At 60.1% G+C, this 11,250-nt stretch carries 9 protein-coding genes; 2 read left to right on the top strand and 7 right to left on the bottom strand.

The features are described from left to right. Positions 1-48: 48 nt before the first annotated feature. The 3 genes from HX821_RS09820 to treP all read right to left on the bottom strand — a co-directional run bounded on the left by HX821_RS09820 (position 49) and on the right by treP (position 4,496). Positions 49-1,269 (bottom strand): carbohydrate porin, encoded by a 1,221-nt coding sequence (locus HX821_RS09820; RefSeq protein ID WP_032899755.1) that lies wholly within the window; start codon positions 1,267-1,269, stop codon positions 49-51. 71 nt (positions 1,270-1,340) lie between these two features. Next, the gene (treC, locus tag HX821_RS09815) at positions 1,341-2,987 is read right to left on the bottom strand and encodes an alpha,alpha-phosphotrehalase (RefSeq protein WP_177035676.1); all 1,647 of its coding nucleotides are present in this window, start codon (positions 2,985-2,987) and stop codon (positions 1,341-1,343) included. A gap of 66 nt (positions 2,988-3,053) precedes the next feature. Next, positions 3,054-4,496: a PTS system trehalose-specific EIIBC component gene (treP, locus tag HX821_RS09810; protein ID WP_177021404.1), complete on the bottom strand. Its 1,443-nt coding sequence runs from the start codon at positions 4,494-4,496 to the stop codon at positions 3,054-3,056. 235 nt (positions 4,497-4,731) lie between these two features. On the opposite strand from treP, the gene treR reads away from it, so the two are divergent. Then, positions 4,732-5,436 (top strand): trehalose operon repressor, encoded by a 705-nt coding sequence (treR, locus tag HX821_RS09805; RefSeq protein WP_003209636.1) that lies wholly within the window; start codon positions 4,732-4,734, stop codon positions 5,434-5,436. Positions 5,437-5,510: 74 nt separating this feature from the next. Here treR and guaA read toward each other — a convergent pair whose 3' ends face one another. The 4 genes from guaA to HX821_RS09785 form a co-directional block, all read right to left on the bottom strand. Further along, positions 5,511-7,088, bottom strand: coding sequence for a glutamine-hydrolyzing GMP synthase (guaA, locus tag HX821_RS09800; RefSeq protein ID WP_003209644.1), 1,578 nt, complete (start codon positions 7,086-7,088; stop codon positions 5,511-5,513). 82 nt (positions 7,089-7,170) lie between these two features. After that, positions 7,171-8,640 carry an IMP dehydrogenase gene (gene guaB / locus HX821_RS09795; protein ID WP_003209646.1) on the bottom strand — a complete coding sequence of 490 codons (1,470 nt, stop codon included), beginning with the start codon at positions 8,638-8,640 and terminating at the stop codon, positions 7,171-7,173. Between the two features lie 159 nt (positions 8,641-8,799). Then, on the bottom strand, positions 8,800-9,348 hold the full coding sequence (locus tag HX821_RS09790) for a hypothetical protein (RefSeq protein ID WP_003209647.1): 549 nt from the start codon (positions 9,346-9,348) through the stop codon (positions 8,800-8,802). A 137-nt stretch (positions 9,349-9,485) separates the two neighbouring features. Next, complete coding sequence (locus HX821_RS09785) at positions 9,486-10,253, bottom strand: sulfite exporter TauE/SafE family protein (protein WP_003209649.1); 768 nt, start codon at positions 10,251-10,253, stop codon at positions 9,486-9,488. Between the two features lie 99 nt (positions 10,254-10,352). Here HX821_RS09785 and HX821_RS09780 point away from each other — a divergent pair, with 99 nt between their 5' ends. After that, the gene (locus tag HX821_RS09780; protein ID WP_177035675.1) at positions 10,353-11,243 is read left to right on the top strand and encodes a LysR family transcriptional regulator; all 891 of its coding nucleotides are present in this window, start codon (positions 10,353-10,355) and stop codon (positions 11,241-11,243) included. Positions 11,244-11,250 lie beyond the last annotated feature (7 nt).

The following is an 11,250-nucleotide window of genomic DNA, read 5'->3' as shown; positions in this document are numbered from 1 at the left end:
GACTTCACCTGCTGTTTGGTTCTGTAAAAATCATTGGGCATCGACGGCTTATTTCCACCAGTACTCAACCTGCACACCAAAGTTGGAGCCATGCAACGCCGAGCCATAACTGCCGGTGTCGGACAACGCCGAACCTGCCGCCAGTTCATTGGCCGCACGCTTGGCCGCTTCGTTCCAGGTCGCGTAGGTGTAATACAAGCGCACTTCCGGTCGTGCCCAGAAATCCGGGCCTTTGGGCGACCAGGTCGGGGCGAACGTAAATTTGCTCAGCTTGCGCGTGCCACCGGTAGCCTCGACCTGATCATGACCGAGTTCGGTGACCAGCTTGAACTGTTCGGAAATCGCATAGGCCGGGCGCACGCCCAGCGACATCCAGGTCTGATCCTGGTTGCCCGGGCGAATATCCTTCTGGTACACGGCCTCGATCTGCCCGCCAAACCGTGGCGTCACTTGCCAGTCGAAGAACTCCACTGCGCGGTAGCTCTTGCTGCTTTTATCGAGGAAGGTATCGCCGGTGTAGCCGAGGCCGGTGCCGGGGCCTTCGCCGTACTGCAGGGCAAATTTGTTGCGCCCGCCGAGGAAGGGTTTCTGCACATGCTGGGCGGTAATGGCCCAGCCGCTGTTGGTGTCACGGCCACCGGCTTTTTCGATGTAGCTCAAGCCCAGTTCCAGCTCGCCGCCGGGATTGGTCTTGAAGCCGGCCACGTTGAAGTCGTGACGGGTGGCGTATTCCTTCTGGTACAGGTTGTCCTTGCGGGAAAGCGCGTAGCTGTATTTCAGGTCGCCGATTTTCACGTCCTCGATACCGCCGCCCGTGGCGCTCTGGTTCCAGTAGTAGAAGTCGGAGATATGGATATCGTTTCGTTTGTAGTAGCGCCGGCCGGCCCACAGCGAACCGCCGTTGAGGCTGGGGATGTTCGACCACTGCGCATACATCTGCGGCATGCGTGCCGAGCCGTTGTCTTCGCCCTGGAACTTCAGCGCCCGGTCGTACTTGTTGTACAGCGAAGCCATGGCGTCGACGCTGAACACCGAGCCGTCGTCGAGGGTCAGCAGGTCCTGGCGCAATTCGAGTTCGGCGTACTGCTCGCACTCGTTGCCCAGGCGGTATTTGGATTGTGCACCCGGCAACTGGAAGCACTGCTGCTTGCCACTGCCGGTTGAAGTCCCCGCACCGCTACGCAAGTAGCCGGCAAATTCCAACGCCTGGGCTGCCATCGGCAAGGTCAGGCAGGATGCAACGAGGCCCAGCTTTATTGTTGTTTTCATGAAGCACTCCGATATTTTTATTATGTTTTTTTAAGCGCCCCGGCTCTCCCACGCCGGGGGTAAAGCGGGTCTCAGTCCTTGAGATGCAGCACAAACGATTCATACGGGCGCAGCGAGACCTGGCTCGAGCGCTGTGGGCAGTCGTCGTAGTTGCTGATCAGCAGGCGTTGCTCACTCGCCGCCGTCAGCAGGCCATCGGGCAGTTCGATCTGGCATGGCGTGCCGTAGAAGTTGTTCAGCACCAGCAGGCGTTCGCCGTGGCCTTCGCGCAGGTACGCCCAGACCTGGGTGTGCTGTGGCAGCAGTTGGCGGTAAACGCCTTCCTGAATCAGCGGCTCATGCCGACGCAGCTTGATCAGCGCACGGTAGTGATGCAGTACCGATTGCGGGTCATCCAGCTCGCTTTGCACGTTGATCTGCGCCGCGTTGGCCGGGATGCCGATCCACGGTTCGCCGCGACTGAAGCCGGCGTTTTGCTCGGCATTCCATTGCATCGGTGTGCGGCTGTTATCGCGGGACTTCTGCATGATCGCCGCCATGCTCGATGCCTCGGACTCACCGGCCTCACGCTTGAGCCGATAGATGTTCAGCGTCTCGACATCTCGGTATTGGTCGATGGTGTCGAAGCCCGGATTGGTCATCCCCAGCTCTTCGCCCTGGTACACGAAAGGCGTGCCCTGGAGGAAGTGCAGCGCAGTGGCGAGCATCTTCGCCGAGACCACGCGGTGCTCGCCGTCGTCACCAAAACGCGAGACCACCCGCGGCTGGTCGTGGTTACACCAGAACAGCGCATTCCAGCCGCCACCGGCCTGCATGCCGAGTTGCCAGTCGGACAGAATCTGCTTGAGTTGCAGGAAGTCGAAGTCGGCCGCGACCCACTTCTGCAGGTTCGGATAGTCGACTTTCAGGTGGTGAAAGTTGAAGGTCATCGACAGCTCTTTCGACTGTGGATTCGAATAACGAATGCAGTGCTCAAGGCTGGTGGACGACATCTCACCGACGTTGATCAGGTCATGCCCCTCGAACACTTCGCGGTGCATTTCCTTCAGGTATTCATGCACGTTCGGGCCGTCGGTGTAGAAGCGCCGACCGTCGCTGTTGTCTTCCGGAAAATCCGCCGGCTTGGAGATCAGGTTGATCACGTCCAGGCGGAAACCGCCCACGCCCTTGTCGCGCCAGAAGCGCATCAGCTTGAACACTTCGGCGCGCACCTTGGGGTTGTCCCAGTTCAGGTCGGCCTGGGTGTGGTCGAACAGGTGGAGGAAGTACTGGCCGGTCTGCGCCTCGTATTCCCAGGCCGAGCCGCCGAACTTGGATTCCCAGTTGTTCGGCTGGTCGCGCCAGATGTAGAAGTCGCGGTACGGGTTGTCGAGGCTGCTGCGGGCCTGCTGGAACCACTCGTGTTCGATGGAGGTGTGGTTGACCACGATGTCGAGCATCAGCGTGATGCCGCGCTTGGCGGCTTCGCTGATCAGCAGGTCGCAATCGCCCATGGTCCCGTAGCTCGGGTCGATGGCGTAGTAGTCACTGATGTCGTAGCCGTTGTCGCGCTGGGGCGAGCGCAGGAACGGGGTGATCCACAGGCAGTCGACGCCCAGCCACTTCAGGTAATCGAGCTTGTCCACGATGCCCAGCAGGTCACCGGTGGCGTTACCCGCGTGGCTGTGGAAGCTTTTGGGGTAGATCTGGTAGATCACCGAATGTTGCCAGTTTTGCATGACGGGTTCCTTCAATCTGGAAATGCGATCAACTGTGGGAGCTGGCTTGCCTGCGATAGCGGTAGATCAGGCGACCCGGTAGCCAGGCCGGACAATTTTCATGCTCAACACACAGGTCAAAACAAACGGCACGACAATCGCGACGACCATGCCGATGACAAAACTTGGGATGTACTGCGGGATGATCGAGATGAACCCGGGCAAGCCACCCACGCCAATCGCCGAGGCCTGCACCTTGTTCAGCGAGAGGAAAATACTGCCCAGCGCCGAGCCGGTCAGCGCCGCGTAGAACGGAAACTTGAAGCGCAGGTTGACCCCGAACATCGCCGGCTCGGTGATGCCGAAGTAGGCGGAAATCGCCGAGGTGGACGCCATGCTCTTGTCCCGTGCATTGCGGCTCATGTAGAACACGCCGAGCGCCGCGCTGCCCTGGGCCAGGTTGGACATGACGATCATCGGCCAGATAAAGGTGCCGCCCTGGGTGGAGATCAGTTGCAGGTCCACGGCGAGGAACATGTGGTGCATGCCGGTGATCACCAGCGGTGCATACAGCAGGCCGAAGATTGCGCCGCCGACCATCGGCGCCAGGTCAAACAGGGTGACCACGCCTTCGGTGATCAGGATGCCGAGGTGGCGGGTCACCGGGCCGATGATCGCCAGCGCCAGTACGCCGGTGACGACGATGGTAGTGATCGGCACCACCAGCAACTGAATGGCATTCGGCACCCGTGCCCGCAGCCATTTCTCAATCACGCTCATCACGTAGGCGGCCAGCAGGATCGGCAGGATCTGGCCCTGGTAGCCGACCTTCTCGATCTTGAACCAGCCGAAAATATCGAAGTACGGCAGGCTCTGGCCGTCGAGGCCGGCGACCGCCTTGCCGTAGTTCCAGGCGTTGAGCAGATCGGGGTGCACCAGCATCAGGCCGAGGACAATGCCGAGGATTTCACTGCCACCAAAGCGCTTGGCCGCCGACCAGCCCACCAGTGCCGGCAGGAACACGAACGAGGTGTTGGCCATCAGGTTGATCAGGCTCCACAGGCCATCCAGGTTCGGATAGGCGTCGAGCAAGGTCTTGTCCGCGATGAACATGCCCTTGGCGCCCATCAGGTTGTTCACCCCCATGAGCAAACCGGCAATGATCAGCGCCGGCAAAATCGGCATGAACACATCGGAGAACACCCGCACCAGGCGCTGCATCGGGTTTATCTTGTCGGCGCTTTTCTGTTTCACGTCCGCGATGGTCGACGCGGCGAGGCCCGTTTGCTCACGCAGGGCGGCGTAGACCTTTTCCACTTCGCCGGGGCCGATCACGATCTGGAACAGGCCGCCGGTGAAGAACGAACCCTTGACCAGGTCGACCTGGTTCAGCTCGCTGCTGTTGGCCAGGCTCGGGTCCTTGAGGGCCAGGCGCAAGCGGGTCACGCAGTGGGCAGCTTGCTCAAGGTTGTCGCTGCCGCCAAGGTTCTTGAGAATCTCGCGGGCAATATTCGGATAGTCGTGGCTCATGCTTGGTATCCACTCTGGTTTTTTTTATTGGGCGGTCATAGGCAGCACGCCGAAGCCAAAAGTACTCGTCTGTACGAGTTAAAGCAATAACTCGTATGTACGAGCTTGAAAATGATTAATTTTCTGTTTTTTGAGTCAGAAATTTCCGAGTTCTACAATGGGTTGCATGGACAAACCCCATCGCTGCCACTAAGGTTCCTGCCTTGAACGCCAACGCGGCACAGAGCCCTTCCCCATGAGTAAATACAACCAGATCTATACCGATCTGCTTGCCAGCATCACCACCGAACGCCTGCAACGCGGCACGCGCCTGCCCTCCGAAACCGAATTGATGGACGCCTACCAGGCCAGCCGTGGCACGGTACGCCGGGCGATCGAGCAATTGCAGGAGCGCGGCTTCGCGCAAAAGATCCACGGCAAGGGCACCTTCGTGCTGTCACCCAACCCCATCGAGTTCCAGCTCGGCGGTATCGTCAGCTTTCGCGAGACCCACGCCGCCCTCGGCGACGACGTCAGTACCGAAGTGGTGGAGTTCAGCCAGTTCCCGCTGGAAGGCCCGTTGATGCAGCACATTGAGGCCGAAGCTGGCAGCCTCATCACCCGGGTCAAACGGGTGCGGCGGATCGACGGCAAACGGGTGATCCTCGACATCAACCACTTCGTCGCCGACCTGATACCGGGGCTGGATCGGGAGATTGCCGAGCAGTCGATCTATGCGTTTATCGAACAGACCTTGCAGCTGCAGATCAGCTATGCCCAGCGCACCATCGAAGCGCTGCCACGGGGAAAGGACGACCAGACACACCTGGACCTCGAAGGTCAGAGCCATGTGATCGTGGTGAGCAACCAGACGTTTTTGCAGGATGGACGGCAGTTCGAGTACACCGAGTCGCGGCATACGCTGGATAAGTTTTACTTTTCGGATATTGCGCGGCGGTAGACAAACGCCAGAAACACAAAACCCCGGCACCAGGCCGGGGTTTTGTTATTCAGCGCTCACCTGCTACGGCAGGATCATTCCCACTCAATGGTCGCCGGCGGCTTGCTCGACACGTCATAAGTCACGCGCGAAATACCTTCGATCTCATTGATGATACGACCGCTGACAGTCTCCAGCAGTTCGTACGGCAGGTGTGCCCAACGGGCGGTCATGAAGTCGATGGTTTCCACCGCACGCAGGGCAACAACCCATGCGTAACGACGGCCATCGCCGACCACGCCAACCGATTTCACCGGCTGGAACACCACGAATGCCTGGCTGACCTTGTGATACCAGTCGGCCTTGCGCAGTTCTTCGATGAAGATGTGGTCGGCGCGACGCAGCAGGTCGGCGTATTCCTTCTTCACTTCACCGAGGATCCGCACGCCCAGGCCCGGGCCCGGGAAGGGGTGGCGATAGACCATGTCGTACGGCAGGCCGAGTTCCAGGCCCAGACGACGGACTTCGTCCTTGAACAGTTCGCGCAGTGGCTCTACCAGCTTGAGGTTCATTTCCTCAGGCAGGCCGCCCACGTTGTGGTGGGACTTGATCACGTGGGCCTTGCCGCTCTTGGCGCCGGCCGATTCGATCACGTCCGGGTAGATGGTGCCCTGGGCGAGGTACTTGATGTTGTCCAGTTTGTTGGACTGGGCATCGAATACGTCGATGAAGGTGCGACCGATGATCTTGCGCTTCTTCTCCGGGTCGGACTCGCCGGCCAGGTTGTTCAGGAACTGATCTTCAGCGTTGGCGCGGATCACCTTGACGCCCATGTTCTCGGCGAACATGGCCATCACTTGCTCGCCTTCGTGCAGGCGCAGCAGGCCGTTGTCGACGAAGACGCAGGTCAGTTGGTCGCCGATGGCCTTGTGCAGCAGCGCCGCAACCACGGAGGAGTCAACACCGCCGGACAGGCCCAGCAGGACGTTGTCGGTGCCGACCTGGGCACGTACGTTGGCGATGGCGTCTTCAGCGATCTTCGACGGGGTCCACAGGGCTTCGCACTGGCAGATGTCGAGGATGAAGCGCGACAGGATGCGACCGCCTTGCTTGGTGTGGGTCACTTCCGGGTGGAACTGCACGCCGTAGTAGCCGCGCTCGTCGTTGAACATGCCGGCAATCGGGCAGCTCGGGGTGCTGGCCAGGATGTGGAAGTCTTCCGGCATCCGGGTGACCTTGTCACCGTGGCTCATCCATACGTCGAGGCCAAACAGGCCGTCGGCGTCGATGTGGTCTTCGATGCCGTCCAGCAGGCGGCTCTTGCCGACTACGTCGACACGGGCGTAACCGAATTCACGCAGCTCGGAACCTTCAACCTTGCCGCCCAGTTGCTCGGCCATGGTCTGCATGCCGTAGCAGATACCGAAGACCGGCACGCCCAGGTCAAACACCGCCTGCGGGCAACGCGGGCTGTTGGCTTCATGCACGGACTCGGGGCCGCCGGCGAGAATGACGCCTTTTGGAGCGAATTCGCGAATCGCTTCGTCGTCCATGTCGAACGGATGCAGTTCGCAGTACACGCCGATTTCACGCACGCGGCGGGCGATCAGCTGGGTGTACTGGGAACCGAAGTCGAGGATCAGGATGCGGTGGGCGTGAATGTCGAGGGCCATGAGATCAGTCTCGTCTAATGAATCAGAAACAACTCGGGGCTGAATAAGACAGCCCCGGTTACTTAACTATTTGCTGGAAGCATCAACCTACGCGGTAGTTTGGCGCTTCCTTGGTGATCTGTACGTCGTGGACGTGGGACTCGGCCATGCCGGCACCGGTGATCCGCACGAACTCAGGCTTGGTGCGCATTTCTTCGATGTCGGCGCTGCCGGTGTAGCCCATCGAGGAACGCAGGCCGCCCATCAGTTGATGGATGATGGCGCTCAGGGTGCCCTTGTACGGAACACGCCCTTCAATGCCTTCCGGTACCAGCTTCTCGGCGCCCGCGGAGGAGTCCTGGAAGTAGCGGTCGGAAGAGCCTTGAGCCTGGGACATGGCGCCCAGGGAACCCATGCCACGGTAAGCCTTGTACGAACGACCCTGGAACAGTTCGATCTCGCCCGGCGCTTCTTCAGTACCGGCGAACATCGAGCCCATCATCACGCAGGAAGCACCGGCGACGATGGCCTTGGACAGGTCACCGGAGAAACGGATGCCGCCGTCGGCGATCAACGGTACGCCAGTGCCTTCAAGGGCAGCGGCGACGTTGGCGATGGCGCTGATTTGCGGCACGCCTACACCGGCCACGATACGGGTGGTGCAGATCGAGCCAGGGCCGATACCGACCTTGACCGCATCAGCACCGGCTTCGGCCAGGGCCTTGGCAGCAGCGCCGGTGGCAATGTTGCCGCCGATCACTTGCACGTCAGGGAAATTCTGTTTGACCCAGCGAACGCGGTCGATCACGCCTTTGGAGTGACCGTGGGCAGTGTCGACCACCACCACGTCAACACCGGCAGCCACCAGGGCCGCTACACGGTCACCGGTGTCTTTGCCGGTACCGACCGCAGCGCCTACGCGCAGACGACCTTGATCGTCCTTGCTGGCCAGCGGGTAAGCCTTGGCTTTTTCGATGTCGTTGACGGTCATCATGCCCTTGAGGGCGAATTTGTCGTCGACGATCAGTACGCGTTCGATGCGGTGCTTGTGCAGCAGCTCGCGCACATCGTTCTTGTCGGCGCCTTCCTTGACAGTAACAAGGCGCTCTTTAGGCGTCATCACTTCACGGACGGTGACTTCAAGACGGTTCTCGAAACGCACGTCACGGGAAGTGACGATGCCGACCAGGTCGCCATCGTGCAGCACCGGAACGCCGGAGATGTTGTGCAGGCGGGTCAGGTCGAACAGGTCACGAACGGTGGCATCGGCCTCGATGGTGATCGGGTCCTTGACCACACCGGCTTCGTAACGCTTGACCTTGCGAACTTCGGCAGCTTGCTGCTCGATGGTCATGTTCTTGTGGATGATGCCGATGCCGCCTTCCTGAGCCATGGCGATTGCCAAACGGGCTTCAGTGACGGTGTCCATGGCAGCGGAAACCAGAGGAATATTCAGCTCGATGCCACGGGTTAGGCGGGTCTTGAGACTGACTTCGTTAGGAAGCACCTCGGAATAACCGGGCACTAGGAGAATGTCGTCGAATGTCAGAGCTTCTTGGCTGATACGCAGCATCGCGGGGGCTCCCGAGCGGGAAAATGGAAGCGCGCCATTATAGTCAGACACCCCCTCGGGTTCAATGTAAAACTCTGACAAACTTGGTAATACTGATAGATGGATGATTTTTGCAGCACTGAGCGTTCCCACGCTCTGCGTGGGAACGCTCACATCGGATTAAAGTTCGACTTTGACCCAACTCATCTTCTGGTCCAGCCAGTCGGCAAATTCGTCGATAAAACTCTGCTTGAACCCCGCCTCCGCCCAGTTATTGAAGATGAATCCCAGGTTGGAAAAGCCGCATTCCTGCAGGAACAGGAAACCGTTGATGTCGTCCTCATGCCCACACAGCGGGCAGGTGAAGTTATCGGTGTGGCCGGGCATCCAGTCTTCCAGGCTTTCGAACAGGGCTTCGCCGACTTCCTTGAGGCACTCGGGACAGCCGGCCTCTTCCAGGAAGCCTTTGGCCGGGGTGTAGATGCAGCGCTTGTAGATGATCTCCAGGCCGTTGATCGGCTCGTTGAACGGCAGCGCGTCGGGGTGCAGCACCACGGCGCGGGCACCGTCGGCCAGGGCATAGCCCATGCGGTTGCCGGTGCGCCCGCAGGTGGTGAGTTCTTCCTTGACGATGTTCTTGCGCACCAGCCAGCGCACGATCGCCCGGGCGCGGGGTTCGTGGACGGGTAGCGTGGAGATTTTCGGGACAAGGATGCTTTGGGAATTCATGGGAGTCCTGCGGCGTGGCTACTGGCGCCTTCGCGAGCAAGCCCGCTCCCACAGGGGGAATGCGTTCCAAATGTGGGAGCGGGCTTGCTCGCGAAGAGGCCCTGAAGGCTGGCAGCTTAATCCCTGAAACAATCAGGTCAAGTACTCAAGTAACGGGCAATCAAGGCAATGCCACTGGCCAGCACCAGCCAGGTCACCAACCGCACAAACGCCTCGCGGGACATGCGCAGGGTCAACCGCCGCCCCGCCCACAGCCCGAGCGCCATGGCCGGCAACAGGCACACCGCCAACATCAACAAGGGTAGCTCGGCATACACGCCCGCGATCAGAAACAGGCTCAGGCGCACCACCGTGCTGCAACTGATCAACGCACTCTGGGTCGCCCGCGCGCCATCCTTGGGCAATCGGCTGTTGAGGTAGATCGCATACAGAAAGCCGCCACTGCCAAACAACGCGCCAAACAGCCCGCCGACAACCCCCATGGGAATCGCCCAGCCGGCTGCCATCTGCGTGGGCTTGGCCTTCACCGCCAGGCTGTAGATCGCATAGGCGCTGATAAACAGCCCCATCAACAGCAGCAATAAATCAGAGTGCAGGTTGAGCAGGAAGATCACCCCAAGGGTGCAGCCAATCGCCATGCACGGCAGTAGCCTGAACAACTCCGGTTTCACCACATCCCGGCGCGATTGCAGAAGGTTGCCGAAGGCCGCGACAAAATCCAGCAGCACCAGCAAGGGGATGATCTTCGACAGCGGCATGAACAGAATCAGGATCGGCCCCGCCACCAATGCGGTACCAAAGCCTGCAATGCCGAACACGATATACGCCAGGGCAATCGCCACGCCGATCACCAGCCAGTCCACACCGCCAAACGACCAATGACTCAACAGCTCGACCGGACTCATGACGTATTCCTTATTAGAGATGGCCATCACTTTAGCCATTGGCAAGCGTTGCGACTAATATCTTCAAAGCCCTTCACTCATCTCGAAAAGGCATGACTTGTGATTTCCACCCGGCAATTGCGTTACTTCGTCGAAATCGCCGAGAGCGGCAGCTTCAGCGCAGCGGCCAAGCGGCTGTTTGTGGCGCAATCGGCACTGAGTCGGCAGATCAAGGAGCTGGAAAACCTGCTGCAAACGCCATTGTTCGAGCGTACCGCGCGCCAGCCAAGACTGACGGCTGCGGGAGAGGCTTTCTATCCGCGGGCACGCAACCTGCTGGGCGAATTGCTCAAGGCCAGTGAGATGGCGACGCAAGTGGGCAATGGACAGCTCGGCACGCTGCGGATGAGCCATTCGAGCACGGTGCCGATGAGTGGCCGCCTGCTGCGCGGCATCGGTGCCTGGCTGGAACGATGCCCGGGCGTGTCGATGGACATCGCCAAACTGTCCTCCGAAGCCCAGTTGGAAGAAATCGCCGACGGCCGACTGGAGGTCGGGCTGTTGCGCTTACCGGTGTTGCGCCAGCGCGAAGGCGTGCGCATCGTCCCTTTATATAGCGAGCGACTGTTGCTGGCCGTGCCGCCGAACCACCGGTTGGCCGGGCACACATCCGGTATCGATTTGGCGCAACTGAAGAACGAAGCGTTTATCTCGATCCCTCACCCCCAGCGCGGAGGGCTGAGTTACCTGTCAGCCGAGTTGTGCATGCGTGCAGGATTTTTCCCCAAGGCGGCGCGGGTGATGTCGCGCAAGACCACGCAGTTACAGCTGATCCAGGCCGGATTCGGCATCGCCTTGCTGCCGGAGTCGATGCAGGACATTGCGCCGGCCAACATCCATTTTTTACCCCTGGCCGATCCCGATTGCCAAAGCACCGTCGCCCTCGCCTGCCAGCAAACGCCGAACGCGCTGGTGGAGCAGTTCTGTCAAACCCTGCACGAATGCCTATAAACTGCCG

The organism is Pseudomonas sp. B6001, from assembly GCF_013386015.1.
GTDB lineage: Bacteria > Pseudomonadota > Gammaproteobacteria > Pseudomonadales > Pseudomonadaceae > Aquipseudomonas.
The sequence above is the reverse complement of the archived record's forward strand: the minus strand, read 5'-3'. Positions and strand labels throughout refer to the sequence as shown.

What these genes read in the sequence shown, in the direction of transcription:
- HX821_RS09820 (WP_032899755.1), bottom strand. Translation starts at nt 1,269, where the DNA reads ATGAAAACAACAATAAAGCTGGGCCTCGTTGCATCCTGCCTGACCTTG.
- treC (WP_177035676.1), bottom strand. Translation starts at nt 2,987, where the DNA reads ATGCAAAACTGGCAACATTCGGTGATCTACCAGATCTACCCCAAAAGC.
- treP (WP_177021404.1), bottom strand. Translation starts at nt 4,496, where the DNA reads ATGAGCCACGACTATCCGAATATTGCCCGCGAGATTCTCAAGAACCTT.
- treR (WP_003209636.1), top strand. Translation starts at nt 4,732, where the DNA reads ATGAGTAAATACAACCAGATCTATACCGATCTGCTTGCCAGCATCACC.
- guaA (WP_003209644.1), bottom strand. Translation starts at nt 7,088, where the DNA reads ATGGCCCTCGACATTCACGCCCACCGCATCCTGATCCTCGACTTCGGT.
- guaB (WP_003209646.1), bottom strand. Translation starts at nt 8,640, where the DNA reads ATGCTGCGTATCAGCCAAGAAGCTCTGACATTCGACGACATTCTCCTA.
- HX821_RS09790 (WP_003209647.1), bottom strand. Translation starts at nt 9,348, where the DNA reads ATGAATTCCCAAAGCATCCTTGTCCCGAAAATCTCCACGCTACCCGTC.
- HX821_RS09785 (WP_003209649.1), bottom strand. Translation starts at nt 10,253, where the DNA reads ATGAGTCCGGTCGAGCTGTTGAGTCATTGGTCGTTTGGCGGTGTGGAC.